Origin of the sequence: Tsukamurella conjunctivitidis, from assembly GCF_007858475.1 — a bacterium.
In the GTDB taxonomy this organism is placed as follows: domain Bacteria; phylum Actinomycetota; class Actinomycetes; order Mycobacteriales; family Mycobacteriaceae; genus Tsukamurella; species Tsukamurella conjunctivitidis.
Genome location: NZ_VIGX01000001.1, coordinates 162581 through 187514, shown reverse-complemented (window position 1 = coordinate 187514; position 24934 = coordinate 162581). Strand labels below are relative to the sequence as shown.

The 24934-nt window shown below is 69.8% G+C and carries 25 protein-coding genes; 13 read left to right on the top strand and 12 right to left on the bottom strand.

The annotated features are described in order from the left end of the window. Positions 1-10: 10 nt before the first annotated feature. The 5 genes from FK530_RS00890 to FK530_RS00870 all read right to left on the bottom strand — a co-directional run bounded on the left by FK530_RS00890 (position 11) and on the right by FK530_RS00870 (position 4900). On the bottom strand, positions 11-706 hold the full coding sequence (locus FK530_RS00890; RefSeq protein WP_146485102.1) for an MspA family porin: 696 nt from the start codon (positions 704-706) through the stop codon (positions 11-13). A 414-nt stretch (positions 707-1120) separates the two neighbouring features. Further along, the gene (locus FK530_RS00885) at positions 1121-2284 is read right to left on the bottom strand and encodes an acetyl-CoA C-acetyltransferase (RefSeq protein WP_146485101.1); all 1164 of its coding nucleotides are present in this window, start codon (positions 2282-2284) and stop codon (positions 1121-1123) included. After that, the gene (locus FK530_RS00880; protein WP_146485100.1) at positions 2281-2886 is read right to left on the bottom strand and encodes a TetR/AcrR family transcriptional regulator; all 606 of its coding nucleotides are present in this window, start codon (positions 2884-2886) and stop codon (positions 2281-2283) included. The genes FK530_RS00885 and FK530_RS00880 overlap by 4 nt, the downstream gene beginning before the upstream one ends. Positions 2887-2927: 41 nt before the next feature. Beyond that, positions 2928-3716, bottom strand: coding sequence for an SDR family oxidoreductase (locus FK530_RS00875; RefSeq protein WP_205124164.1), 789 nt, complete (start codon positions 3714-3716; stop codon positions 2928-2930). Further along, positions 3713-4900: an acyl-CoA dehydrogenase family protein gene (locus tag FK530_RS00870; RefSeq protein ID WP_146485099.1), complete on the bottom strand. Its 1188-nt coding sequence runs from the start codon at positions 4898-4900 to the stop codon at positions 3713-3715. The genes FK530_RS00875 and FK530_RS00870 overlap by 4 nt, the downstream gene beginning before the upstream one ends. A 113-nt stretch (positions 4901-5013) precedes the next feature. Between FK530_RS00870 and FK530_RS00865 the strand changes: the two genes are divergently transcribed. From FK530_RS00865 to FK530_RS00840, 6 genes are all read left to right on the top strand, one after another. After that, positions 5014-6540, top strand: coding sequence for a FadD3 family acyl-CoA ligase (locus tag FK530_RS00865; RefSeq protein WP_146485098.1), 1527 nt, complete (start codon positions 5014-5016; stop codon positions 6538-6540). After that, positions 6537-7421 carry an enoyl-CoA hydratase gene (locus FK530_RS00860; protein ID WP_191834102.1) on the top strand — a complete coding sequence of 295 codons (885 nt, stop codon included), beginning with the start codon at positions 6537-6539 and terminating at the stop codon, positions 7419-7421. Before FK530_RS00865 ends, FK530_RS00860 begins: the two co-directional genes overlap by 4 nt. 4 nt (positions 7422-7425) lie before the next feature. After that, the gene (locus FK530_RS00855) at positions 7426-8586 is read left to right on the top strand and encodes an acyl-CoA dehydrogenase family protein (protein WP_146485097.1); all 1161 of its coding nucleotides are present in this window, start codon (positions 7426-7428) and stop codon (positions 8584-8586) included. After that, positions 8583-9572 (top strand): acyl-CoA dehydrogenase family protein, encoded by a 990-nt coding sequence (locus FK530_RS00850; RefSeq protein ID WP_146485096.1) that lies wholly within the window; start codon positions 8583-8585, stop codon positions 9570-9572. The genes FK530_RS00855 and FK530_RS00850 overlap by 4 nt, the downstream gene beginning before the upstream one ends. Beyond that, positions 9569-10609 carry an acyl-CoA dehydrogenase family protein gene (locus tag FK530_RS00845; RefSeq protein WP_146485095.1) on the top strand — a complete coding sequence of 347 codons (1041 nt, stop codon included), beginning with the start codon at positions 9569-9571 and terminating at the stop codon, positions 10607-10609. Before FK530_RS00850 ends, FK530_RS00845 begins: the two co-directional genes overlap by 4 nt. Positions 10610-10678: 69 nt before the next feature. Beyond that, positions 10679-11593 (top strand): SAM-dependent methyltransferase, encoded by a 915-nt coding sequence (locus FK530_RS00840; protein WP_146485094.1) that lies wholly within the window; start codon positions 10679-10681, stop codon positions 11591-11593. A 1-nt stretch (position 11594) separates the two neighbouring features. On the opposite strand, the gene FK530_RS00835 is transcribed toward FK530_RS00840, so the two are convergent. The 5 genes from FK530_RS00835 to hsaA form a co-directional block, all read right to left on the bottom strand. Next, positions 11595-12158, bottom strand: coding sequence for a peroxidase-related enzyme (locus tag FK530_RS00835; protein ID WP_146485093.1), 564 nt, complete (start codon positions 12156-12158; stop codon positions 11595-11597). Positions 12159-12228: 70 nt separating this feature from the next. Then, a complete protein-coding gene (gene hsaB, locus FK530_RS00830; RefSeq protein ID WP_146485092.1) occupies positions 12229-12801 on the bottom strand; it encodes a 3-hydroxy-9,10-secoandrosta-1,3,5(10)-triene-9,17-dione monooxygenase reductase subunit in 573 nt (190 codons plus the stop codon). After that, positions 12801-13706 carry an iron-dependent extradiol dioxygenase HsaC gene (gene hsaC, locus FK530_RS00825; RefSeq protein ID WP_146485091.1) on the bottom strand — a complete coding sequence of 302 codons (906 nt, stop codon included), beginning with the start codon at positions 13704-13706 and terminating at the stop codon, positions 12801-12803. Before hsaC ends, hsaB begins: the two co-directional genes overlap by 1 nt. Before the next feature lie 18 nt (positions 13707-13724). Next, complete coding sequence (gene hsaD / locus FK530_RS00820; protein ID WP_146485090.1) at positions 13725-14594, bottom strand: 4,5:9,10-diseco-3-hydroxy-5,9,17-trioxoandrosta-1(10),2-diene-4-oate hydrolase; 870 nt, start codon at positions 14592-14594, stop codon at positions 13725-13727. A gap of 2 nt (positions 14595-14596) precedes the next feature. Continuing rightward, on the bottom strand, positions 14597-15772 hold the full coding sequence (gene hsaA, locus FK530_RS00815) for a 3-hydroxy-9,10-secoandrosta-1,3,5(10)-triene-9,17-dione monooxygenase oxygenase subunit (RefSeq protein WP_146485089.1): 1176 nt from the start codon (positions 15770-15772) through the stop codon (positions 14597-14599). A gap of 160 nt (positions 15773-15932) precedes the next feature. On the opposite strand from hsaA, the gene FK530_RS00810 reads away from it, so the two are divergent. The 7 genes from FK530_RS00810 to chsH3 all read left to right on the top strand — a co-directional run bounded on the left by FK530_RS00810 (position 15933) and on the right by chsH3 (position 23462). Further along, entirely contained in the window at positions 15933-17414 is a 1482-nt protein-coding gene (locus tag FK530_RS00810) for an FAD-dependent oxidoreductase (RefSeq protein WP_146485088.1), read from the top strand. A 219-nt stretch (positions 17415-17633) separates the two neighbouring features. Further along, positions 17634-18062, top strand: coding sequence for a hypothetical protein (locus FK530_RS00805; RefSeq protein WP_146485087.1), 429 nt, complete (start codon positions 17634-17636; stop codon positions 18060-18062). A 171-nt stretch (positions 18063-18233) separates the two neighbouring features. Then, a complete protein-coding gene (kstD, locus tag FK530_RS00800) occupies positions 18234-19955 on the top strand; it encodes a 3-oxosteroid 1-dehydrogenase (RefSeq protein ID WP_146485086.1) in 1722 nt (573 codons plus the stop codon). Beyond that, on the top strand, positions 19952-21133 hold the full coding sequence (locus FK530_RS00795; protein WP_146485085.1) for a 3-ketosteroid-9-alpha-monooxygenase, oxygenase component: 1182 nt from the start codon (positions 19952-19954) through the stop codon (positions 21131-21133). Before kstD ends, FK530_RS00795 begins: the two co-directional genes overlap by 4 nt. A gap of 4 nt (positions 21134-21137) precedes the next feature. After that, positions 21138-21476 (top strand): hypothetical protein, encoded by a 339-nt coding sequence (locus tag FK530_RS00790; protein WP_205124163.1) that lies wholly within the window; start codon positions 21138-21140, stop codon positions 21474-21476. Continuing rightward, the gene (locus FK530_RS00785) at positions 21473-22573 is read left to right on the top strand and encodes a ferredoxin--NADP reductase (RefSeq protein WP_146485084.1); all 1101 of its coding nucleotides are present in this window, start codon (positions 21473-21475) and stop codon (positions 22571-22573) included. The genes FK530_RS00790 and FK530_RS00785 overlap by 4 nt, the downstream gene beginning before the upstream one ends. Before the next feature lie 31 nt (positions 22574-22604). Further along, positions 22605-23462 carry an enoyl-CoA hydratase ChsH3 gene (chsH3, locus tag FK530_RS00780; RefSeq protein WP_146485083.1) on the top strand — a complete coding sequence of 286 codons (858 nt, stop codon included), beginning with the start codon at positions 22605-22607 and terminating at the stop codon, positions 23460-23462. 76 nt (positions 23463-23538) lie between these two features. Here chsH3 and FK530_RS00775 read toward each other — a convergent pair whose 3' ends face one another. Further along, positions 23539-23955 carry a nuclear transport factor 2 family protein gene (locus FK530_RS00775; RefSeq protein ID WP_146485082.1) on the bottom strand — a complete coding sequence of 139 codons (417 nt, stop codon included), beginning with the start codon at positions 23953-23955 and terminating at the stop codon, positions 23539-23541. A gap of 30 nt (positions 23956-23985) precedes the next feature. Continuing rightward, a complete protein-coding gene (locus tag FK530_RS00770) occupies positions 23986-24855 on the bottom strand; it encodes a TIGR03619 family F420-dependent LLM class oxidoreductase (protein WP_146485081.1) in 870 nt (289 codons plus the stop codon). Positions 24856-24934 lie beyond the last annotated feature (79 nt).

Sequence of the window (24934 nt, the reverse complement as noted above, 5' to 3'; positions counted from 1 at the left end):
GGATCGCGGGCTACGCGAACCGCATGACCTCGCTGTAGACGGTCTTCATGTCGTCGAAAGCACGCGAGGAGACGGTCAGCGTCGAGTAGGCGACGGCGTCGACGCTGCCGATGCAGCCCTCGATGCTCACGCGCTTCTCACCGAAGCGGACGCCGAAGCTCTCGCCGGGCTTGGGCTTCTGAATCGTCTTGCTACCCACGGGCAGGAAGACGATGGCGCCCGGCGCGGTCTTGATGACCTGGTTCTGGCTCAGGCCGAGGGTGCCGCCCACGCCGGCACCCACGGCGCCGAACGGGCCGGGCGCGCCGCCGACGACGCCGACGCCGCCGCTGACGGACTGGTTCGAGCCGATCCAGGACTCGAAGCCGCCGTCCTTCACACCGCACGCCACGACGTAGCCGACCTCGACGGTCGCCGCCTCGATCTCGCCGGGCGCCTTGGTGATCAGGCCCTCGGCCTTGCCGTCGACGTACGCCAGGCGCGACTTGTTGTCGCCGGCGAGCGGCGGGAAGAGCTTCGCCTTGAGGTCGAACAGCGCGATCTGCGCGTTCACCCCCTCCTTCGACGTGATCGTCTGCTTGCCGCCCTTGACCGGACCCGACGGGTTCTGGGGGGTGATCTGCGCGGAGGCGGTCCCCACCGACATCACCGAAACGGCGCAGGCCGCGACGACTGCAGCCGCCATGCCGATCTTGATTCGACGCACTCTTCGACTCCTCTATCCACGATCTCCATTGAGTATGCAAAGGAAAGCATGTCGCTGAGAATTTGCCAAGTCGAATCGTGGATCGGCTCCGAATTTGCGACTCAGAACACAGTCCGACTCCTCGGGCCGCTCAACCACCCCCTTCAGGCGCACCCTCCGCGGAAGACCGTCAAGGCTCTCCACCTGGAGATATCGACATCCACCCTGGAGAAGAATCAATAACTTATGTGGCGCACAACGGAGCGTCGGTGCGAGTGCACATTATGATGTGTCAAAACAAATACTGAGGCAGGGTCGTTCGATCCCTGCCTCAGCATTCAATATTCTACATTGGTGAAGTTGTTCATCGGCACAGCTCAAGGACGTCGTTCCCGGCGCGGCGAAGCCGTCACGCAGCTCCGCGGGAACGTGCGATCAGAGTCGTTCGATGATGGTGACGTTGGCGGTGCCGCCGCCCTCGCACATCGTCTGCAGGCCGTACCGTCCGTCTCGCCGCTCGAGCTCGTGCAGCAGTGTCGTCATGAGCTTCGCGCCGGTAGCGCCCAGCGGGTGCCCCAGGGCGATGCCGCCGCCGTTCACGTTGACCTTCTCGTGCGGGATGCCCAGCTCATCCATCCACGCCAGCGGCACGGAGGCGAAGGCCTCGTTGCACTCGAAGAGGTCGATGTCGGCGACGGTGAGCCCCGTCTTCTGCAGCGCGTACTGCGTCGCGGGGATAGGCCCGGTGAGCATCCACACCGGGTCCGCGGCACGGACGGAGATGTGGTGGATCCGTGCGCGTGGCCGGAGGCCGTGCCGCTGCACGAAGTCCGCGGAGGCGACCATGACGGCGGCGGCACCGTCGGCGATCTGACTCGCCACGGCCGCGGTGATCGCGGACCCCTCCGCGAGCGGGGCGAGCCCGGCCATCTTCTCGAGAGTGGTTCCGCGGCGAGGTGTCTCATCGACGGCGAAGCCGTCGATCGGCGCGATCTCGGCTTCGAACCTGCCGGAGTCGGTCGCGGCGATCGCCCGCTCGTGGCTGGCGAGCGCGAACTCCTCCATCCGGGTGCGGGAGACGCCCCACTTCGTGGCGATCATGTCGGCACTGGTGAACTGCGAGACCTCCACGTCGCCGTACCGTTCGCGCCACCCGACCGAACCGGAGAACGGATCGTCGAAGCCGTACTCGCGCCCGGCCAGCATGGCTGCACTGATCGGGATCGCGCTCATGTTCTGCACGCCGGCAGCGACCACCGCGTCCGCGGTACCCGAGAGCACGGCCTGGGCGGCGAAGTGCACCGATTGTTGACTGGATCCGCACTGCCGGTCGACGGTGACGCCGGGCACCTGCTCGGGCAGGCCCGCGGCGAGCCACGAAGTGCGGGCGATGTTGCCCGACTGCGGTCCGATGGTGTCGCAGCAGCCCATGATGACGTCGTCGACGAGCTCCGGGTCGACGCCCGAGCGGAGGACCGAGGCGCGCAGGACGTGGGCTCCGAGGTCGGCGGAGTGCACCGTCGCCAGTGATCCGCCGCGCTTGCCGGTGGGCGTGCGCACCGCGTCGAGGATGTACGCGCCGGGCGCGAGATCGGTCATGACTGCTCCTTCTCAGGGCTGGCGATCCCGTGTTCGAGGATCGTGAGGTATTGGTCGGCCACCGTGCTCACGGGCAGCTGGCCGCCCGGCCGGTACCAGCGGACCGCGACCCAGACGGTGTCGCGGAGGAAGCGGTACGTGACGTCGATGTCGAGATCCGCACGGAAGTCGCCGGATTCGATGCCGCGGCTGATGATGCCGCGCCACATGGTCCGGAACTCCTGGAGGAAGTCCGCGATGTAGGCGAACCGGTCCTGTTGTGCGAGTCCGCGGGCCTCGGCCTGATAGATGGCGACGGCGTCCGGATGCGCGTCGATCGCCGCGAAGGAGGCGATCACGCAGCCGCGCAGCTGCTCCCGGGGAGCGTCGACGGCGGCGAGCACTGCTCGGTACTCGCCGAAGAGCCGGTCGAGGAAGTCCCGGAGGATCTCGTCGAGCATCGACTCCTTCGAGTCGAAGTGGTGGTAGAGACTGCCCGACAGGATGCCCGCCGCATCGGCGATGTCGCGCACTGTCGTCGCGCGGTAGCCGTTCTCGGCGAACAGCTTCGCGCTCAGCGCCAGGACCTCCGCGCGCCGGGTGGACGGGTCGGGCTTAGCCATGTCGGCTACCGGCGTCCGCGGTCGGGCCGCCGGGGCCCGGCCTACGCATGCTGACTGCTCACGGAGACCACCTCGCCGGTCATGTAACTCGAGTAGTCGGAGGCGAGGAAGACGATGACGTTCGCGACCTCCCAGGGCTCGGCCGCTCGGCCGAAGACTTCGCGGCGCGCGAGCTCGTCGAGCAGCTCGTCGGAGGTCACCTTGGCGAGGAAGGCGTGCATCGCGATACTCGGCGAGACGGCGTTGATCCGCACGCCGTGCGGCGCGGCGTCGACGGCGGAGCAGCGGGTCAGCGCCATCACGCCGGCCTTGGCCGCGGCGTAGTGCGCCTGCTCGGCCTGGGCGCGCCAGCCGATGACGGAGGCGTTGTTGACGATCACGCCGCCACCGCCCTGCCCGATGAACCGGTTGATCGCCGCGCGGGTGGCGCGGAAGGTGCCGGTCAGGGTCACGTCGAGCACCCGCGACCACTGCTCGTCGGTCATGTCCTGCACCGCTACGCTGCCGCCGAGACCGGCGTTGTTGACCAGCACGTCGATCCGCCCGTAACGCTCCGCGGCACCATCCAGCAGCGCCTGGACCTGCTCCTCGACCGTGACGTCACAGGTGATCGCGTGCACGCGATCACCGAACTCGGCGGCCAGTTCGTCGCGCTTCTCGCCGAGCCGGCGCTCGTGCCAGTCGGAGACCACCACGCTGCCGCCCTCTTCCAGGCAGCGGCGCGCGGTGGCGGAGCCGATGCCGGTTCCCGCGGCGGCGGTGACGACGACGACCTTGTCGTCAAGGAGGTTGCGGCCCTTCGGGTACGGGGGTGCGGGGATCGCGTTCACGGGCGGGCCTCTCGGGGTAGGCCGAGCACGCGCTCGGCGATGATGTTGCGCTGGATCTCGTTGGAGCCGCCGTAGATCGTGTCGGCGCGGGTGAACAGGTAGAGGCGCTGCCAGTCGTCCAGGTCGACGGTGCCGGAGGCGGCGGATCCGGGGCCGCCGGCGAGTAGTCCGGAGGCGCCGCGCACCGTCATCGCGATCTCGCCGAGCCTGCGGTGCCAGTTGGCCCACAGCAGCTTGGCGACCTCGGCGGTGCCGGTCTCGGCGGAGCCGAGGGTGCGCAGCGCGTGCGCCCGCATCACGTCGAGCTCGGTCCACGCGCGACGGAGCGCATCCGCGACGTCGGGTCGGTCGGCGGCGCCGGTGTCGAGAGCGAGATCGGTGAGGTGCTGCAGCTCGCGCCGGAATCCGATCTGCTGGCCCAGGGTGGCGACGCCGCGCTCGAAGGCGAGCGTCCCCATGGCGACCCGCCAGCCGTCGCCGGGCTCGCCGACCACGTTGGCGGCGGCGGTGCGCGCACCGTCGAAGAAGACCTCGTTGAACTCCGAGGTGCCGGTGAGCTGGACGATGGGCCGGACCTCGATGCCCGGCTGGCCCATGGGGACGAGCAGGTAGGACAGGCCCTTGTGGCGCGCGGAGCCGGGCTCGGTGCGCGCCACGACGAAGCACCAGTCGGCGACGTGCGCGAGCGAGGTCCACACCTTCTGTCCGGAGATCACCCACTCGTCGCCCTCGAGACGGGCGGTGGTGCTGACGTTCGCCAAGTCGGAGCCGGCGCCGGGCTCGGAGTAGCCCTGGCACCACAGCTCGCGGACGTCGCGGATCGCGGGCAGGAAGCGGGCCTTCTGTTCCTCGGTACCGAAGGCGATGAGGGTGGGGCCGAGCAGTTCCTGGCCGAGGTGGGAGACCTTGGCGGGCGCTCCCGCGCGGGCGTACTCCTCGTGGAAGATCACCTGCTGCGCGAGACTCGCTCCGCCGCCGCCGTTCTCGGCGGGCCAGCCGATGCAGTTCAGTCCCGCGGCGGCGAGGTGGCGCTCCCAGGCGACGCGCTCGTCGAAGAACTCGTGCTCGCGGCCGGGCCCGCCGGCACCGCGCAGCCCGGCGAACTCGCCGGACAGGTTGATCGCGAGCCAGTCGCGGATCCGCGCCCGGAATTCCGCGTCCGTCTCGCCGCTCGCCGTGGCCACGGCACTCCCTTCGCCATTCCACCAAGCAATTGCTTGGTGGAATCAGGTTACACAGACTCGACTCGCACTGTAACGTGTTCTACCAAGCACTTGCTAGGCAGAAGGGTTTGCGCATGTCACGCACCATCGCAACGGCGCTGCGCGACGCCGCGACGCGGTTCGCGGAACATACCGCCGTGGTCGACGGCGACCTCCGGATCAGCTACGCCGATCTCCACGACCGCGCTCGCGACGTCGCCCGGGCACTCCTCGCGGAGGGGGTCCGGCGGGGCGATCGGGTCGCGGTCTGCGCGCCGAACGGCCACGAGTGGATCGAGGCGGCGCTCGGCGCCGCGTACATCGGCGCTGTGCTGGTCCCCGTCAACACCCGTTACACCGGTCCCGAGATCGTGGACCTCCTGGTGCGGACCCGCGCGCGCGGGTTCGTGGTGGCGGGCCCGTTCCTCGGCGTCGACCGCCTCGACCTGGTGATCGCGACCGCGGGCGGCCTGCCGGAGGACATCGTCGCCGTCCTCCGGCTCCCCGAATGGGACGGCGTGCCGGCCCGGGGCGCGCAGGTCACCGACGCCCGGCTCGACGAGGCCGCCGCCGCGGTCACGCCCGACGACCCGTCGGACATCTTCTTCACCTCCGGCACCTCCGGCCGGAGCAAGGGCGCGACGAGCACGCACGCGCAGACCCTGGCGAACGCGGCGAACTGGGCGGAGCTCGTGGGCGTCACCGACGCCGACCGCTACCTGATCCTGAGCCCGTTCTTCCACATCTTCGGCTACAAGGCCGGCATCCTCGCGGCGCTGCAGAGCGGCGCGGCGATCTACCCGGCGCAGACCTTCGACGTCGCGGCGGCCTTCGAACTCATCCAGCGGGAGCGCATCTCGATCCTTCCCGGAGTGCCGACGGTGCACCAGATGATGCTCGACCATCCGGATCGGGCACAGTACGACCTGTCGAGCCTGCGCGCCGCCACGACGGGCGCGGCCACGATCCCCGTCGTGCTGATCGAGCGGATGCGCGCCGAACTGTACGAACGAGTACTCACCGCGTACGGCCTCTCGGAGGCCCCCGTCGTCACGATGTGCCGGGCCGACGACGCCCCCGAGGTGATCGCCACGACCTCCGGCCGGGCCGTCCGCGACATGGAGGTGCGGGTCGCGGATGACGGCGAGATCCTCGTACGCGGGCCCAACGTGATCGCCGAGTACTTCGAGGATCCCGAGGCCACCGCCAAGGCCTTCGACACCGACGGGTGGTTCCACACCGGCGACGCCGGGTCCATGGACGACGCCGGGAACCTGCGGATCACCGACCGGATCAAGGACATGTTCACCAACGGCGGCTTCAACGTCTACCCCGCCGAGATCGAGCAGGTGATCGCCCGGATCCCCGGCGTCTCGGAGAGCGCCGTCGTCGGCGTGCCCGAGCCCCGCCTCGGCGAGGTGGGCAAAGCCTTCGTCGTCCTCGCCGCGGGCCGCACGGTGAGCGAGGACGCCGTGATCGAGCACTGCCGGCAGTACCTGGCCAACTTCAAAGTCCCCCGCAGCGTGGAGTTCGTGACCGAGCTACCGCGCAACGCGACCGGAAAGGTGCTCAAGCGCGTCCTACGCGGTGAGCCCGACCCTGCAGCAGGAGAGAAGCGATGACCGACAGCACGTCCAGCGCCGATGCGACCGCCGAGGCGGAGGTGGTGACCTACGAGGTGCGCGGCCCCGTCGCCGTGGTCACCATGAACCGGCCCGAGTACCGCAACGCGCAGAACTCGGCCATGACCTACGCCCTCGACGCCGCCTTCGTGCGCGCCGTGGAGGATCCCGCGGTCAAGGTGATCGTGCTCGCCGGCAACGGGAAGCACTTCTCCGCCGGCCACGACATCGGCACGCCCGGCCGGGATGTGGATCAGCACTTCGAGAACAAGGCCGTGCTGTGGTGGGACCACGTGGGCCGCGAGGGCGGCGATCAGCGCTTCGCCCGTGAATCCGAGGTGTACCTCGGCATGTGCCGGCGATGGCGGGAGATCCCGAAGCCCGTGATCGCCTCGGTCCAGGGCGCGTGCATCGCCGGCGCGCTGATGCTGGCGTGGAGCTGCGACCTCATCGTCGCCTCGGACGATGCCTTCTTCTCGGACCCCGTGGTGCGCATGGGCATCCCCGGCGTCGAGTACTTCGCGCACCCGTGGGTCATGGGCCCGCGGGCGGCCAAGGAGTTCCTGTTCACCGGAGACCGCTTCTCGGCGCAACAGGCCAAGGAGTGGGGCATGGTGAACCGGGTCGTGCCCCGCGCGGAGCTCGAGGAGGAGACGCTCGCCCTCGCCGAGCGGATCGCGGACATGCCGACGTTCGGCCTGGCCCTGACGAAGAAGGCCGTCAACCAGTGCGAGGACCTCATGGGCATGCGTGCGGGCATGGATTCTGTGTTCGGCCTGCATCACTTCGCGCACGCGCACAACGCCGAGGTCTCGGGCGGCGATTCGCTGGGCGGGCAGAGCGCCAAGTCGATGGCGTCCGGCGCGCGGAAGGCGGAGTAGGCCGGTGGATCTCGACTTCGACGAGGCGACCGTCGCCTTCCGCGACGAGGTACGCGCCTGGCTCACGGCGAACGTCCCCGCCGAGCCCCTTCCCTCCTTCGACACCGCCGAAGGATTCGCCGCGCACCGCGCCTGGGAGGCGACGCTCGCCGATGCCGGCTACGCCGCGGTCTCCTGGCCCGCCGAGTTCGGCGGCCGCGACGCGACACTGCTGCAGTGGGTGGTCTTCGAGGAGGAGTACTACGCCGCGGGCGCGCCGCTCCGGGTGAACCAGAACGGCCTGTTCATGTTGGCGCCCACGCTGTTCAGCCACGGCACCGACGAACAGCGTGCGCGGATCCTGCCCGCGATGGCGCGGTCGGAACGGGTCTGGGCGCAGGCCTGGTCGGAGCCGGAGGCGGGCAGCGACATCGCCTCGCTGCGCTCCACCGCGACGCGGGTCGACGGCGGCTGGAAGCTCTCGGGCCAGAAGACCTGGAGCTCGCGCGCCGCCTTCGCCGACGGTGCCTTCGGCCTGTTCCGCAGCGAGCCGGGCTCCGAACGGCACCGCGGCCTGACCTACCTGATGTTCGACCTGCGCGCGCCCGGCGTGACGGTCCGCCCGATCCCGCAGCTCGACGGCGAGCCCGGCTTCGCGGAGATCTTCCTCGACGGGGTCTTCGTGCCGGACGCCGACGTGATCGGCGAGCCCGGCCAGGGCTGGCGCGTGGCCATGACGACGGCGAACAACGAGCGCGGTCTGTCGCTGCGCAGCCCCGGGCGATTCCTCACCGCCGCGGACGCCCTCGTCGACCTGTGGGAACGCGAGGACGGCGACACCGGTACTGCGGCCGCGCAGCGCGTCGCCGACGCCTGGATCGGCGCGCGCGCCTACCAGCTGTACACCTTCGGCACTGTCACCCGACTGCAGGACGGGGGCGAACTGGGCCCGGAATCCAGCGTGAACAAGCTGTTCTGGAGCCACCTCGACGTGGCGTTGCACGAGACCGCGCTGGATCTTCTCGGCCCGCTCGGCGAGCTCACCGGCGACACCGCCCCCGATGCGGGTCGCTGGCCCGCGGGATACCTCTTCTCCCTGGCGGGCCCGATCTACGGCGGCACCGACCAGATCCAGCGCAACACCATCGCCGAGCGTCTCCTCGGCCTACCCCGGGGAGCCCGATGAGATTCGCACCGTCGCAGGAGAACGAGGCCTTCGGACAGTCGCTCGACGATCTGCTCGCACGGGCCGGTGTCGTGGCCGCGGCCCGTGCCTGGGCCGACGGCGACAGCGCCCCGGGCCGCAAGATCTGGGCCGCGCTCGCCGACCTCGGCGTGACCGGCCTGGCCATCGCCGAGGAGCACGGCGGCGTCGGCGCCGATGCCACGGACCTGGCCGTCGCCTTCCAGGCGCTCGGGTATCACGGCGTGCCCGGACCGGTCGTCGAGTCGGTCGCGGTCCTCCCCGCGCTCCTCGGCGACGACCCGAGGCTCGAGGCCCTCGCGGGCGGCGCGATCGGCACCGTCGCACTGGCGCCCCGCGCCCCGTTCCTGCTCGACGCCGATGCCGCGGACCTGCGCATCGTCGTGGGCGCCGACGGCACCGCCGGCGAGGTGGACGCACCGTCGACCCCGGTGCGGACCTCGGTGGACCGCACGCGGCGCCTGTTCGACGCGCCCGCGCCCACCGATGGCGTCCCGGCCGACCGCGCCCGCGGCGAGCTGCTGGGCGCCTTCGCGGTGGCCGCGCAGGTACTCGGCGCCGGACGACGGCTGCTCGACGACACCGTCGAGTACGCGAAGGCCCGTGCCCAGTACGGCAGGGCGATCGGCGAGTACCAGGCGATCAAGCACCTCCTCGCGGACGTGGCGACGCGGCTGGAGTTGGCGGCGCCGCTGCTACAGGGCGCGGCGGTGGCGCTGTCCGGGGACGCCTCGCGCGGCGTCGATCTGGATCCCGTCCGCGACGTCGCTGCGGCGCGCGTCGCCGCGGCGGACGCCGCGTACCTCGCCGCCCGCACCGCCCTGCAGGTGCACGGCGCGATCGGCTACACCGCCGAGTACGACCTCGGCCTGTGGATCACCACGGTGCGGGCGCTGCAGTCGGCGTGGGGCACGCAGGCCGAGCACCGCGCGACGGTGCTGGACGCGATCCGGAAGGCGGCGCGATGAGTTCGGAGCTGGACGACCTGGGCGGCGCGGTCCGCAGCGTGATCGAGCGGCGCTGGTCGCCGGCCGCGCTGCGCGCCGCGATCGACGCCCCCGAGGGCTACGACCGCGCGCTGTGGTCGGTCCTGTGCGAGCAGGTCGGCGTGGCCGCGCTGGCCGTCCCCGAGGCGCACGACGGCCTCGGCGCCGGGGTGCGGGCGCTGCAGGTGGTGGCCGAGGAACTGGGCCGCCACCTGATCCCGTCGCCCTTCCTCGGATCCTCCGTGCTCGCGACCGCCCTCCTCGCGGAGACCGACGAGTCCGAGTTGTTGGAGGGCCTCGCGAGCGGCGAGCGGATCGCCGCGGTCGCCTTCGCCGGCCAGGACTTCGCCGCCCGCCCGATCACCGCCGCCGGTGGCGCACTCTCAGGGACCGCGCGCTTCGTGCTCGACGGTGACCTCGCGGACGACCTGCTGGTGATCGCCGGCAACGAGCTGTACCTCGTCGACGGCGCCGCAGCGACGCGGCGCCACACTCCGTCCATGGACCCGACCCGTCGCTTCGCGGAGGTCGTGCTCGACGGTGCGCCGGCGCGACTGCTCCGGGACGGGGCGTCGGAGGCGCTGGCGCGGGCCCTCGACACGACGTGCGCGGTGCTCGCCGCCGAGCAGGCGGGCGCGGCGGCGCGGGCGCTGGAGATCACCGTCGAGTACACCGGTTCCCGCGTGCAGTTCGGCCGGCCGATCGGCTCCTTCCAGGCGCTCAAGCACCGGATGGCCGACCTGTACGTGCTCGTCGAGTCGGCCCGCTCGGCGGCTCTGGCGGCCGGCGAGGCGCTCGATCGCGGCGACGCGGACGCAGCCCTCGCGGTCGCGACGGCGAAGGCCTACTGCTCGGAGGCGTTCAGCACCGTCGCCGCCGAGACGATCCAGCTGCACGGCGGCATCGGCATCACGTGGGAGCACGACGCACACCTGTACTTCAAGCGTGCGCACTCCTCGTCCCAGCTGTTCGGCGATCCGGCGCACCATGTGGCCCGCCGGGAGCTGACGCACTCCTGAAACACGTTCTTGCCGGGCGCCGGTCCCCGCGGTACTTTCGTAGACGAACTACTTGCGAAAGGAAACGCGATGGCGAGCAGCGCACGGACGGACGGCGACACCTGGACGATCACCACGAGCGTGGGGTTCACCGCGCTGCTGGTGGCCGCGGCCCGGGCGGTGGAGACGGAGCGTCCCGACGCCCTCGCCCAGGATCCGTACGCCCGGGTCTTCCTGGAGGCGGCGGGCGATCCGCGCGCCGTCGCCCTGGCCGACGCCGGTGACGGCGAGGGCAATCCGATGGCGGCCACGCGCCACCTCGGCGTCCGCACCCGGTTCTTCGACGACTTCGTCCGGGACGCCGTCGCTGCGGGCACCCGGCAGATCGTGATCCTCGCGGCCGGCCTCGATTCCCGTGCCTACCGCCTCGACCTACCGGCGGGCACCGTCGTCTACGAGCTCGACCAGCCCGAGGTGCTCGCCTTCAAGGAGGAGACGCTGGACGCGCACAGGGCGCGCCCCGCGGCCGGGCTGCGGCACGTCCCCATCGACCTGCGCGACGACTGGCCCACAGCACTGCGGTCCACCGGCTTCGACGGTGCCGCGCCCACTGCCTGGCTGGTCGAGGGCCTGCTCCCCTACCTACCCGCCGCGGCGCAGGCACTGCTCTTCGAACGGATCGTGGAACTCTCCGCGCCGGGGAGCCGCGTCGCCGTCGAGGGCCAGCTCGGACCGCTCGACCTCGACCGCTTCCGCGCGATCACCGAGAAGTACTCGCAGGAGGGGAACCCCCTCGGCGACTTCGACGTGACCTCACTGTTCGTCGCCGACGAGGACCGCGACGATCCGGTCGACTTCCTCACCGCGCAGGGGTGGACCGTCGAGCGGGCGGGGAACCCGGTGGAGCTGGGGCACAGCTACGGCGTGCAGGACACGGTCCCCGCGGACGCGGCCCTCATGGCCGACACGATCGGCTACTTCACCGCGGCTCTGCCCGCCCGCTGAGTCACCGTGCGGCGGTGTGGTACTCCTGATTCGGCCGCATGTCGATCGCCGAGGCCAGCCGGTTGGTCATGTTGAAGAAGGCGGCGGTGTTCGCGATGTCGTAGACGTCGCGATCGGTGAAGCCCGCGTCGCGCAGCCGCTGCCGATCGGCCTCGTCGAGCTTCGACGGTGCCTCGGTGATCTTCTCGGCGAACTCCAGCATCGCGCGCTGCTTCGGCGGCAGATCCGCGGCGCGGAAGTTCATCACCAGCATCTCGCCGAGCACCGGATCGCCGGACAGCTCACGTACCGCGGCGCCGTGCGCGGTGAGGCAGTAGAAGCACTTGTTCACCGAGGAGACGACCACCGCGATCATCTCGCGCTCCAGCTTGGTCAGGCCGGAGTCGCCGAGCATCAGATCGTTGTAGGTGTCACTGAACGCGCGCAGCTTGACCTCGTCGAAGGCGAGCGACTGCAGGACGTTCGGCACCATCCCGAGCTTCTCGCGGCAGATGTCGAAGTACTTCCGCGTCCCCTCGCTCAGCTCTCCCGCGGGAAGATCCAGCGCGGTGATCCGATCGGTCATGTCATCTCCTCGTACGAACGCCAATGCCCTCCCTGACTACCAGGGAGGGCACTGCGCCACGGCGGTTCGATCAGATCCAGTCGTCTCCGACGGGCCAGGTGAGGAACGAGTCGAGCGAGAGGGTGCGGGGCAGCGCCTCGCCGGGGTCGGTCACCGTCTGGGTGTAGCGCCCCTTGTAGAACAGCAGCGGCCGGCCCGCGTTCGGCGCGCTCAACTCGAGCACGCGGCCGATCACGATGTGGTGGTCGCCGCCGTCGTGCACGGTCTCGACGGCGCAGTCGATCCAGCTCAGCGCTCCGTCGAGGAGGGGCGACCCCGTCCGCGAGGGCCTCCAGTCGACGGCCCCGAACTTGTCCGGGTGGCGGGATCCGAAGACCGAGCTGACGTTCTGCTGGCCCTCCCCGAGGACGTTCACGGCGAAGCGACCGGTGCGCTCGATGGTGCGCCACGCGCCCGAAGTCTTCATGGGGCAGAACAGGACCAGGGGCGGATCGAGGGACAGCGCCGAGAACGACTGGCAGGCGAAGCCGACGGGCCCCTCGTCGTCGGCCGCGGTGATGACCGTGACGCCGGTGCAGAAGTGCCCCATGGCCGTCCGGTAGTCGAGGGGTTCGATCGGCCCTACGATCTCCGCTGCCGTCATCACTGCTCCTTGAAGCCGATGGAGAAGTCGTGACCCCAGAGACTGACCGCGGTGGATTCCCGCGCGATCCAGTCGTCGTTCTCGACTTCGAGCCCCTCACAGCCGAACTCGATGTCGAAGCCGCCGGGGGTCTTCATGTAGAAGGACAGCATCTTGTCGTTGATGTGCCGCCCCAGGGTGGCGGACATCTTGACCTTCTTGCGGTTCGCGCGATCGAGGCAGAGTCCGACGTCGTCGGAGTTCTCCACCTCGACCATGAGGTGCACGATCCCCGTCGGATTGGGCAGCGGCAGGAAGGCGAGCGCGTGGTGGCGCGGGTTGCAGCCGTAGAAGCGCAGCCACGCGGGGTCGCCGTCGGCGGGTCGGCCCACCATCTGCGGGGGCAGCCGCATCGAGTCGCGCAGCTTGAAGCCGAGCACGCCCTGGTAGAAGGCCTGGGCCGCAGCGTCGTCCGTGCACGTGAGCACGACGTGGCCGAGTCCCTGCTCGCCGGTGACGAACCTGTGGCCGTACGGGCTGACGAACCGTCGGCCCAGGTACTGCGCGCCGTGGAAGGCCTCGAGCGTGTTGCCCGCAGGGTCCTGGAACCGGATCAGCCCCTCGACGCGCCGCTCGGCCTTCTCGTCCTTGGTGCCCTCCTCGAAGGAGACGCCCGCGGCGGTGAGGGTGTCGCGCAGCTCCTGCAGCCCTGTGGCGTCGGTGACCTCCCAGCCGGACACCAGGAGCCGGTCCTTCTCGCCGGGCACGATCACGAGCCGGGCCGCGAAGTCGTCCATGCGCAGGTAGAGGGAGTCGGGGTCATTGCCCGTGCCCTCCATCATCCCGAGCACCTTGAGCCCGTACTCGCGCCAGGCCGCTATGTCGGTGGCCTCGATGCGCATGTACCCGAGCGCCTTGATCGCCATGTGCTTGTCTTCTCCTTGTCAGCCGGCGAGGAAATCGGCCGTGAGACGGTTGAACTCGTCGAACTTCTCGAGCTGCGCCCAGTGCCCGCACTGCCCGAAGACGTGCAGTTGCGCGCGGGGGATCTGCTTGAGCGCGAGGAGGGCACCGTCGAGCGGATTGACCCGGTCCTCACGTCCCCAGATCATGAGCACGGGCTGGCGGAGCTTGTAGGCGTCGCGCCACAGCATGCCCTTCTCGTAGTCCGCGGAGGCGAAGGACTTGCCCATGGCCTTGAACGCGGCGATCGCCTCGGGATCGAGAGCGAGCTCGAAACGCTCCTCGACGAGCTCGGGGGTGATCATCTTCTGGTCGAAGACCATGATCCGCAGGAAGTCCTCGAGCCGCTCCTTGCTGGGCGCGGCGTAGAACTTCTGCAGCGTGCGCAGCCCCTCCGTGGGGTCGGGCGCGAAGGTGTTCACGCTGAGCCCGCCCGGCCCCATGAGCACGAGCCGGCCCGCGCGATCGGGGAAGTCGAGCGCGAACCGCACCGAGGTGCCGCCGCCCAGCGAATTGCCCACCAGGTGCACGCGCCCGGTGATACCGAGGGTGTCGAGCAGGCCGGCGAGGGCCGTCGCGCTGTGCACGAAGTACTGCGCGTGCTCGGTCGGCTTGTCCGACCGGCCGAAGCCCGGCTGGTCGACGGCCAGCACGTGGAAGCGCTGCGCCAGCACCGGGATGTTGCGCCCGAAGTTGCTCCACGAGGAGACCCCCGGGCCGCTACCGTGCAGCAGGACGACGGTCCCGTTGGCGCGGTTCTCCTCGCCGGCCTCGTGGTAGTGCAGCGTGAGACCCGCTGCGGTGGTGGCGAACTTCCCCTCCTTGAGGACGTCCACATCGGCGCCTGTCACGACTAGACCATCCCGTCCATGACCGGCAGGCCGAACTCGCCGGTGCCGAACATCTTGTAGGCACGCTCCGGATCGTTCGCGGCGTGCACGCGGCCCGCGTGAGCGTCGCGCCAGAACCGCTGGATCGGCGTGCCCTCGGCCAGCGCCCGGCCACCCGAGTTCTCGAACATGCGGTCCACGGCGAAGATGGCGCGCTCGGTACCGCGCACCTGATCGCGACGGACCTTGAGCCGCAGGTTGAACGGGATCTTCTCGCCGGCCTTGACCAGCGCGTACTCCTCGTTGATGTTGGAGATCAGCTGGAGCCAGGCCGCATCGATCTCGCTGCCCGCCTCGGCCACGCGGACCATGGCGAACGGGTCCTCCTTCGCGGACTCGCCGGCGTAGGCGGCGCGCACGCGCTTGCGCTGGTGCTCGACGTGGGCGTCGTAGGCGCCCTGCGCCATGCCGATGATCGGCGCCGTGATGGTGGACGGGTGCACCGAGCCGAAGGGCATCTTGTACAGCGGGCTGGTGTTGACCTCCTGGCCCGGGCCCTTGCACTTGCTGACCAACTGGAAGCTGAGTGCGCGGTGCTCGGGGACGAAGACGTCGTCGACGACGATGTCGTTGCTGCCGGTGCCGCGGAGGCCGACGGTGCGCCAGACGTCGTTGATGGTGTAGTCGCTGATCGGGACGAGGTAGGTCAGGAAGTCGACCGGCTTGCCGTCCTTGAAGGCCGGGCCGCCGAGCAGCGCCCAGGTGCCGTGGTCGCAGCCCGAGGAGAAGCTCCACTTGCCGGAGAGGCGGTAGCCGCCCTCGACGATCTCCGACTTGCCCATCGGGGCGTAGGACGAGGAGATGAGCGTGTCCTGGTCCTCACCCCACACCTCCTGCTGGGCGCGGTCGTCGAACAGCGCGACGTTCCACGGGTGGATACCGAGGATGGAGGAGACCCAGCCGGTGGAGCCGCAGGCGCCGGCCAGCATCTTGACGGCGGTGTAGAACACCTCCGGGTCGGCCTCGAAGCCGCCGTAGCGCTTGGGCTGCAGCAGCCGGAAGAAGCCGCTCTTCTGCAACGCCTTGATGGACTCGGCCGGGATCCGGCGCGCGTCCTCCGTCTCCTGCGCCCGGTCCCGGAGGGTGGGCAGCAGCTCCGCCACTTCCGCCAACACCGCGTCGACGCTCTGATCGCTCATCTTTCCTCACCTTCTGAAGACCATCTGGCGAACACCGAAGTCCGCCGCTGGAATCGATACTAGAACACGTTCTCATTTTCTGACGCGAAACGCTACATCAAAGGTTCGGATCGGCCTATCTTGCCGTTGTAACCGGTTCCGAGACCGCCCGAGGAGAGCCATGCCCGACAGCCGCCGCCCCGTCCCCACCACCGAGGTCCCGGCCTGGGACTTCGAGGCCGACGTCGTGATCGCCGGATACGGGATCGCCGGCGTCTGCGCCGCGATCGAGGCCGCGCGCGCGGGCGCCGACGTGCTGGTGCTCGATCGGACCGGCGGGTGGGGCGGTGCCGCCGCGCTCTCCGGCGGGTGGATCTACCTCGGCGGCGGCACCCCCTTGCAGCGGGCACTGGGCTTCGAGGACAGCGCGGAGAACATGGAGACCTTCATGACCGCTGCGCTCGGGCCCGGCGTGGACGCGGCGAAGATCCACGCGTACGCGCACGGCAGCCTCGAGCACTTCCACTGGCTGACCGACTGCGGCGTCGTCTTCAAGGAGCAGTTCTGGGGCGAGCCCGGGTGGGAGGTGCCGCACGACGAGGGCCTGGGGTACTCCGGCGGCGAGAACGCCGCCCCGTTCAAGGACATCGCCTCCCCGGCGCCGCGCGGCCACGTCCCGCAGATGACGGACAAGCGGACCGGCGTGCGCGGGGCCGGCTACATGCTGATGAAACCCCTGGTCGCGACCGCCGAGGCGCTCGGCGTGCGCGCCGAGTACGACATCCGCGCACAGGCACTGGTGACCGGCCCGGACGGTCGGGTCGAGGGAGTCGTCGCCCGGCGGTTCGGCAAGGACGTGCTCGTGCGTGCCCGACGGGGCGTCGTCCTCGCGACCGGCAGTTTCGCGTACAACACGGAGATGATCGAGACGTACGCGCCGCGGCTCATCGGCCGGCCCGCCGCGGCGATCGAGGAGCACGACGGCGCCGGGATCCTCATGGCGCAGGCCGCGGGCGCCGCACTGGCCCACATGGACGCCACCGAGGTCGCCTTCTTCGGCGATCCGCAGATGCTGGCCCGCGGCATCCTGGTCAACGGCCGCGGCCAGCGTTTCATCGCGGAGGACACCTACGGCGGACGGATCGGCCAGGCGGTCCTGATCCAACAGGACAACGCCGCGTTCCTGATCATGGACATGGACTCGCACGAGGAGGCGCTCGCCACCGAGACCTCCACCCCCTACTTCCGGCAACCACCGACATGGGCTGCGGAGACGGTCGCCGAGCTCGAAGCCGACATGGGCCTGCCCGCCGGGGCGCTGACCGGCACCGTCGACACCTACAACCGGCACGCGGCGGACGGCACCGATCCCCTGCTGCACAAGAAGACGCAGTGGGTGCGGCCCCTGACCGGGCCGGTGGCCGCGTGGGACATGCGCGGCTTCACCGCGGGCTTCACGCTGGGCGGGCTGCGCACCGACGTCGACTCGCGGGTGCTCCACGTCGACGGTGCGCCCATCCCCGGCCTGTACGCCGCCGGCCGCTGCACCTCGGGGGTCTGCGCGGGCGGGTACGCGAGCGGGACGAGCCTGGGAGACGGCAGCTTCTTCGGCCGTCGCGCCGGCGTCTCCGCCGCAACCGGAGAGCTCCTGGATTTGCAGTAACTGGACGGCGCCGGAGGGCTCCACCACCCGGTTTTCGTCACCGCAAAAGCAGAGCGTGGTTCACCTCAGCACACCCAGGACGCGACTCAGAATCCACTGTGCGCCAATCACACTCGACCTCGAGCCTATCGTTCCGAAACCCGGGCCCGGCTGCGAAGATGAGGGCATGATTGCACCAGTGTCCGCCGCACCCGCGACCGACCGAAGCCGGTGGGAGGCATGACCCACCGCGTCCAGAAGTCGGATTCGGCGCGCATCGGCGGCTTCACGGGCAGGGTGCTCGCCATCGCCGCAGCCACCGCGCTCTGCGTCGCCGCGATCGCCGTCACCGTGAGCATGTGCAGCGGCCCGTCGGGCGAGCCGCGCCCCGTCATGGCACCGTCGGGCTCGGCCCCCTCGACCGGACCCGCCCCGAGCACCCCGCCCTCGACGACACCGTCGAGTGCCACGGCCGCGAGCGCCGCTCCGTCGTCGGCAACGACCCCCGCGACGACCACCGTCGCGCCGCCGGCTCCCACGACGACCTCCCCGGCACCCGCGCGCACCGCGCCGCGGGTCACCACGCCCACGCCCCGGTGCACCCCGCAGTCGAAGTGGGTCTTCCGCCCCAGCACGGGCACCTACGAGCGGATCACGATCCCCTGCTGACCGCCTGACGATCACCGCTCCCCGGCGGCGACGCCCACCCGGCGCCGCCCGATCACCACCGAACCCTGGTAAGTGGAACCTGTTCTAGTCTATGCTGCAGTTGTAGCGCGTACCTGCTGCCCATCGGCGCAGGTGAGGCTAGAGAACTTGTTTCATCAACGAGGAGAGTCGATGACGGCGGAGACCACCGAATACGACGTGATCGTGGTGGGGAGCGGCGCAGCGGGCATGACCGCCGCGCTCAAGGCGGCGGACACCGGGCTCAGCGTCCTGGTCGTGGAGAAGGCGGCGCACTACGGCGGGTCGACGGCCCGATCCGGCGGCGGCGTCTGGGTGCCCGGCAACGAGTCGCTCGTGAAGGCCGGGATCAAGGACACCCCCGACGAGGCTCGGAAGTACCTGCACTCCATCATCGGCGATGTGGTGCCGGCGGAGCGGATCGACACCTACATCGATCGCGGCCCCGAGGTGATCTCGATGGTGCACCGGATGAGTCCGCTGGAACTCACCTGGGTGCCGGGCTACTCCGACTACTACCCCGAGGCGCCGGGTGGCCGCGCGCACGGCCGCTCGTGCGAGCCGAAGCCCTTCGACGGCAAGCAGTTGGGCGACGAGCTGAAGAACCTGGAGCCCGACTACACCAAGGCTCCGATGAACCTCGTGGTCACGCAGGCCGACTTCAAGTGGCTCAACCTGATCATGCGGCACCCGAAGGGCATCGTGCGCGCGCTCCGCGTCGGCGGTCGGTTCTACGCCGCCAAGGCCCGCGGCAAGCACCTGCTCGGCCGCGGCCAGGCCCTCATCGCCGCGCTGCGGGTGGGCCTGCAGCGGGCCGGCGTTCCCCTGTGGCTCAACACCTCTCTCGTCGAACTCGTGCAGGAGAACGGCCGCGTCACGGGCGTCACCGTCGAGCGCGACGGTGCGCAGCTGCTGCTCACGGCCCGCCGCGGGGTGATCCTGGCCGCCGGCGGCTTCGAGTCCAGCGAGACGATGCGTGCGCAGTACCAGCGCCAGCCCATCGGTACCGAGTGGACCAACGGCGTCCCCGCGAACACCGGCGACGCGATCCGTGCGGGCGAGGCAGTGGGTGGCGCGCTCGAGTTCATGGACGACGCCTGGTGGGGCCCGTCCATCCAGCTTCCGAAGATGGCCTGGTTCGCCCTGTCCGAGCGCTCGCTGCCCGGCAGTGTCATGGTCAACACCGCGGGTGAGCGGTTCGTCAACGAGTCCGCCCCGTACGTCGAGGCGGTGCACGCCATGTACGGCGGCGAGTACGGCCAGGGCGAGGGCCCGGGCGAGAACGTGCCCTGCTGGCTGGTCTTCGACCAGCGCTACCGCAACCGCTACATGTTCGCCGGCCAGCCGCCGCGGCAGCCGTTGCCCAAGCGCTGGTACGAATCGGGCTGCATGGTCCGCGCGAGCACCCTGGCCGAACTCGCCGAGAAGATGGGCGTCCCCGCGGACTCGCTGACCGCCACCGTCGCGAAGTTCAACGGCTTCGCCCGAGCCGGGCGCGACGAGGACTTCCACCGCGGCGAGAGCGCCTACGACCACTACTACGGCGATCCCCGGAACAAGCCGAATCCCAGCCTCGCCGAATTGACCACCGGGCCGTTCTACGCTGCCCGTATGGTTCCCGGCGATCTCGGCACGAAGGGCGGCCTGCGCACCGACGTCGCGGGCCGGGTCCAGCGCGCCGACGGCACCGTCATCGACGGCCTGTACGCCGCCGGCAACACCAGCTCGCCCGTCATGGGCCACACCTACGCGGGCCCCGGCGCCACCATCGGTCCCGCGATGGTCTTCGCCTATCTCGCCGTCGAGGACATGGCCCGTCAGGAAACAGCCCCCGCGGCGGCAGCCCCCGCCCGCGCGGAAGAGGAGATCTCATGAGCAGCAACACCGAGACGGCAGCCCGTCTCATCGACAGCGGCACGGCCCCCACCCGGTACGCCCGCGGCTGGCACTGCCTGGGCCTGCTGAAGGACTTCGCGGACGGGAAGCCGCACGCCGTCGAGGCCTTCGGCACCAAACTCGTGGTCTTCGCCGGCGAGGACGGCGAGGTCAACGTGCTCGACGGGTACTGCCGGCACATGGGCGGCGACCTCACGCAGGGCACCGTCAAGGGCAACGAGATCGCCTGCCCGTTCCACGACTGGCGCTGGGGTGGCGACGGCAAGTGCAAGGGCATCCCCTACGCCAAGCGCGTGCCGCTGCGGGCCCGCACCCGCACCTGGCCGACCATGATCGAGAACGATCAGCTCTTCATCTGGCACGACGTCGAGAACTCCAAGCCCGGTGAGGAACTCACCATCCCGAAGATCGACGGTGACGTCGACGGGCCCGAGTGGTCGAACTGGGTGTGGAACGAGATCATCATCGAGGGCAGCAACTGCCGCGAGATCGTCGACAACGTGGTCGACATGCCGCACTTCTTCTACATCCACTACGGCCTGCCCACGTACTTCAAGAACGTCTTCGACGGACACATCGCGTCGCAGTACCTGGATACCAAGGGCCGCAACGATGTCACCGACATCGGTCTGTCCGGCGGCGACGACGTGCTGCTCAAGTCCGAGGCGCACTACTTCGGGCCGTCGTACATGATCAACTACCTGCACAACGACTACAAGGGTTTCCAGATCGAGAACATCCTGATCAACTGCCACTACCCGATCGATCAGCATTCGTTCAAGCTGATGTACGGCGTGAAGGTCAAGAAGCTCCCCGGTTTCGACGACGAGAAGTCCGACTACCTGGCCGGCAAGTTCGCCAAGAACGTGGGCCTGGGCTTCCTGCAGGACGTGGAGATCTGGAAGAACAAGACCCGCATCGACAACCCGCTCCTGTGCGAGGAGGACGGACCCGTCTACCAGCTGCGCCGCTGGTACGAGCAGTTCTACGTCGACGCCGCGGACGTCTCGGAGGACATGACGCAGCGCTTCGAGTTCGAGATCGACACCACCCACGCCGTCGAGGCCTGGGAGGCGGAGGTCGCGGAGAACATCGCCCGCCAGGAGTCCGAGAAGGCCTCCGCGCAAGCGTCCTCCGACCAGCCGGCGGAGGCCTGATCGCATGTCCCCCACGGTGACGATGTTCGGCGAGCCGGTCACGGTACCGACCACGGTGTCCGATCGGGAGGGCTTCCTCACCGACGGCTTCACCCCGCTGAACTGCGGCACCTGCGGCGTGGCGGTTCAGGTCCGCAAGAACAGTCGCGAGCAGACCTCGATCCAGTGGTGCGGGTCGGCACGCGAGTGCACCGTCTTCGCGGCCGACGGTGCCGGATCCGCACTGCGCCCCACGTGTCCGCGGCTGATGGAATCGATCACGCGCGCCGCCAAACTCGGCGAGGTACCCGTCCCGACGGACGTTTCCCCGCCGGACACCGACCAGGAGAATCAGAAGAAGTGAGCATCCACCGACTACTCGTCGCCAAGGTGGTCGCGGAGACGCACGACGCGCACTCCATCGAGTTCGAGGTGCCCGCCGAGTTGGCGTCGTCGTTCACCTACAAGCCGGGTCAGTTCCTCACGCTCCGGGTGCCGAGCGAGCAGACCGGTTCGGTGGCGCGGTGCTACTCGCTGTGCAGCGCGCCGCACGACGGCGGCCCGCTGCGTGTGGCGGTCAAACGCACCGCGGACGGCTACGCCTCGAACTGGCTCTGCGACAACGCGACGCCCGGCATGGAGGTCGATGTGCTGGTGCCCGCGGGCATCTTCACGCCGAAGTCCGTGGACGTCGACATGCTGCTCTTCGCGGGTGGCAGCGGGGTCACGCCGATCCTGTCGATCCTGCGCTCGGTCCTGGAGACCGGCTCCGGGTCGGTCGCGCTGATCTACGCCAACCGCGACGCGCAGTCGGTGATCTTCGCCTCCGCCCTCGCCGAGCTCACCCGGACGTACCCGGAGCGGCTCGTCGTCGTGCACTGGCTCGAATCGGTGCAGGGGCTGCCCAGCGCCGCGAACCTCGCCGCGCTCGCTGCGCCGTACGCCTCGCGCGAGGTCTTCGTCTGCGGGCCGGGTCCGTTCATGGACGCCGTCTCGGAGGCGATGACGTCGCTGGGCAAGGGGCGCCGCGAGGTGCACATCGAGAAGTTCCGATCCCTGCCGCGCAATCCCTTCGAGGTGGAGGCCGCGCAGGAGGAGGCGGAGGAGGAGAAGGCCGCGATCGCGGAGGCGGAGGACCTGCCGACCGACTCCCCCGCTGATGGCGCGGCCGGCGCTCCGGCGGACGACGGGGGCACCGTCACCGTCGAACTGGACGGGAAGACCACCGAGCTCGCGTGGCCCGCCGAGAAGAAGCTGCTGGACGTGATGCTGGACGCCGGCATCGAAGCCCCGTACTCGTGCCGCGAGGGGGCGTGCAGCGCGTGCGCGTGCCGCCTCGTCGAGGGGAAGGTCGAGCTCGCCCACAACGAGGTGCTCGATCAGGAGGATCTCGACGACGGACTGATCCTGGCTTGCCAGTCGATGCGCCGCACGCAGTCCGTGCACATCACCTACGAATAGACCATCGAAGACCTACCGCCTAGGGAGACCCATGCCCATCGACCCGTCGGTCGCGATCGGTGCCGACCTCGGCACCGCCGAGTTCTCCTGGAGCACCTCGGACGTGCTGCTCTACCAGCTGGCCCTGGGCGCCGGAGCCGACCCGCTGTCGGCCCGCGAGCTGCGCTACGCCACCGAGCGGCATACCGTCGTGCTGCCGACCTTCGCCACGGTGGCGCAGAACTTCCACGCCACCGAGGCGCCGAAGGTCTCCTTCCCCGGCGTCGAGATCGATCTGGCGAAGGTGGTGCACGGCAGCCAGTCCGTGACGGCGCACCGGCCGCTGCCGACGAGCGGTTCGGCGACGGCGCGCACGCGGATCAGCGACGTGCACGACAAGGGCAAGGCCGCGGTCATCTGGCAGGAGACCGAGGTCGTCGACGATGCCGGCGAGCCCCTGTGGACCGCGCGCTCGTCCATCTTCGCCCGCGGCGAGGGCGGCTTCGGCGGCGAGCGCGGACCGTCGGAGAGGCTCGAACTTCCGGACCGCGAGGCGGATACGACGGTGGACGTTCCGACGCTGCCCCAGCAGGCGCTGCTGTACCGGCTGTGCGGCGACCGGAACCCGCTGCACTCGGACCCGGCGTTCGCGAAGGGCGCCGGCTTCGACGCGCCGATCCTGCACGGGCTCTGCACCTACGGAATCGTCGCCAAGGCCGTGACGGACGCGGTGCTCGAAGGCGATGCATCCGCGGTGGGGTCCTGGTCCGCGAAGTTCGCGGGGATCATGCTGCCGGGCGAGACACTGCGCGTGCGGATCTGGCAGGACGGCGACCGCCACCTGGTGACGGCCGAGTCGGTCGAGCGCGCCGCGCCGGTGCTCGCGGACGCGGTGTTCACCGCACGATAGTGCGGGAAACCGGGCGGATTCTCGGTCCGGACGGTGCATTCGCATCCGGACCGGGAATCCGCCCGGTCTCGGTTGCTCAGGAGCCGACGGGGCGGGCGGTGGCCATCGCGCGGTCGACCTCCCAGAAGGCGCGCAGCGCGACGATCTTCCCCGCGTCGTCCACCTTGTACGTGAAGACGCCCTCGGCGTCGATCACGTGCCCGCCGATCTCGGTGCGGATGAGCCCGGTGAAGGCAACCTCGTTCCCGCAGGCGAAGCCGTCGCCGAACAGGAACTCCAGGGACTCGGCGACGCCGATCGTCTTGTCGTAGAAGGCGGCGATCTCCTCGCGGCCGTGGTGGCCCTTGCCCTCGGGGTCGAAGCCGGACGGGCCGACCGGGTCCTCGACCACGCCGTTCTCGGCGAAGAGATCGAGCCACTCCTCCTTGCGGTGGCCGCTGGCCGCGGCCTGGGAGGCGCGTCCGGCGCGGACGGCGGGGTGATCGTCTTTCATCGCGGTCTCCTCAGTAGTCGGTCGGCGCGCTCAGGCGAACTTGCTGATGACGGAATCGGCGTAGCGCCGCAGGTGATCGATCTTGGGCTGCAAAGGCTCGGTATCGGGACCCAACTGGTAGGGCAGCCGGAAGCCGACGATCACGTCGGTGACGCCCTTGTCCTCGAGCCGCTTGATGCCGTCCACGGTGTAGGCGTCCAGCGAGATCACGTGGATCTCGAACTCCTTCTTGTCGTGTTCGGCGCGCAGCTCGTCGATCCGGGTCAGCATCCGATCCAACTCCTCGCCGTCGCCGCCCGCGTGCATCCAGCCGTCGCACAGTCGCACGGCACGGCGCAGCGCCGCGTCGGCGTGCCCGCCCACCAGGATCGGCAGCGGCTCCGTGGGAACCGGCGCGATCTTGATCGACGGGATGTCGAAGAACTCGCCGTGATACTCGAAGTACTCGCCGGTGCTGAGCCCCTTGATGATCTCGATGCACTCGTCCATCCGCTTGCCGCGGCGCTCGAAGGGCACGCCCATGATCTCGAAGTCCTCGGGCCACGGGCTGATCCCCACGCCGAGCGAGAACCGGTTCCCGCTCATGGACGCGAGCGACGCGGCCTGCTTCGCGACGAGCACGGGCGGGCGGATCGGCAGCTTGAGCACGAAGGGCGTGAACCGCAGGGTCGTCGTGGACGCCGCCAGCGCCGACGCGAGGACGAAGGTCTCGACGAACTCCTTGCCGTCGAGGAACTCGCGGCTGCCGTCCGGGGTGTACGGGTACGTCGAGTCGGAGACCTCCGGATACGCGATGCTGTCGGCCACGCACATGCTGTGATAGCCGGCCTCCTCCGCCGCCTGTGCGAGCGGGACGTAGTACGACGGATCCGTCATCGCCTCGGCGTACGTGAATCGCATGGTCACCCTTTCGTCGAACTGCTTGCGAGCGTTCACTCCACTTGCTAAAAATAGAACACGTTTCACCGTTTGTACGCGG

Excerpts from the sequence above, each read along its gene's own strand:
- FK530_RS00805 (WP_146485087.1), top strand. The coding sequence starts at position 17,634 with ATGACCCACCGCGTCCAGAAGTCGGATTCGGCGCGCATCGGCGGCTTC.
- FK530_RS00810 (WP_146485088.1), top strand. The coding sequence starts at position 15,933 with ATGCCCGACAGCCGCCGCCCCGTCCCCACCACCGAGGTCCCGGCCTGG.
- FK530_RS00835 (WP_146485093.1), bottom strand. The coding sequence starts at position 12,158 with ATGACCGATCGGATCACCGCGCTGGATCTTCCCGCGGGAGAGCTGAGC.
- FK530_RS00840 (WP_146485094.1), top strand. The coding sequence starts at position 10,679 with ATGGCGAGCAGCGCACGGACGGACGGCGACACCTGGACGATCACCACG.
- FK530_RS00860 (WP_191834102.1), top strand. The coding sequence starts at position 6,537 with ATGACCGACAGCACGTCCAGCGCCGATGCGACCGCCGAGGCGGAGGTG.
- FK530_RS00885 (WP_146485101.1), bottom strand. The coding sequence starts at position 2,284 with ATGACCGATCTCGCGCCCGGCGCGTACATCCTCGACGCGGTGCGCACG.
- hsaA (WP_146485089.1), bottom strand. The coding sequence starts at position 15,772 with ATGAGCGATCAGAGCGTCGACGCGGTGTTGGCGGAAGTGGCGGAGCTG.
- FK530_RS00850 (WP_146485096.1), top strand. The coding sequence starts at position 8,583 with ATGAGATTCGCACCGTCGCAGGAGAACGAGGCCTTCGGACAGTCGCTC.
- FK530_RS00795 (WP_146485085.1), top strand. The coding sequence starts at position 19,952 with ATGAGCAGCAACACCGAGACGGCAGCCCGTCTCATCGACAGCGGCACG.
- FK530_RS00775 (WP_146485082.1), bottom strand. The coding sequence starts at position 23,955 with ATGAAAGACGATCACCCCGCCGTCCGCGCCGGACGCGCCTCCCAGGCC.
- kstD (WP_146485086.1), top strand. The coding sequence starts at position 18,234 with ATGACGGCGGAGACCACCGAATACGACGTGATCGTGGTGGGGAGCGGC.
- FK530_RS00880 (WP_146485100.1), bottom strand. The coding sequence starts at position 2,886 with ATGGCTAAGCCCGACCCGTCCACCCGGCGCGCGGAGGTCCTGGCGCTG.
- hsaC (WP_146485091.1), bottom strand. The coding sequence starts at position 13,706 with ATGGCGATCAAGGCGCTCGGGTACATGCGCATCGAGGCCACCGACATA.
- FK530_RS00770 (WP_146485081.1), bottom strand. The coding sequence starts at position 24,855 with ATGCGATTCACGTACGCCGAGGCGATGACGGATCCGTCGTACTACGTC.
- FK530_RS00845 (WP_146485095.1), top strand. The coding sequence starts at position 9,569 with ATGAGTTCGGAGCTGGACGACCTGGGCGGCGCGGTCCGCAGCGTGATC.
- FK530_RS00790 (WP_205124163.1), top strand. The coding sequence starts at position 21,138 with ATGTCCCCCACGGTGACGATGTTCGGCGAGCCGGTCACGGTACCGACC.
- chsH3 (WP_146485083.1), top strand. The coding sequence starts at position 22,605 with ATGCCCATCGACCCGTCGGTCGCGATCGGTGCCGACCTCGGCACCGCC.
- FK530_RS00865 (WP_146485098.1), top strand. The coding sequence starts at position 5,014 with ATGTCACGCACCATCGCAACGGCGCTGCGCGACGCCGCGACGCGGTTC.
- hsaB (WP_146485092.1), bottom strand. The coding sequence starts at position 12,801 with ATGACGGCAGCGGAGATCGTAGGGCCGATCGAACCCCTCGACTACCGG.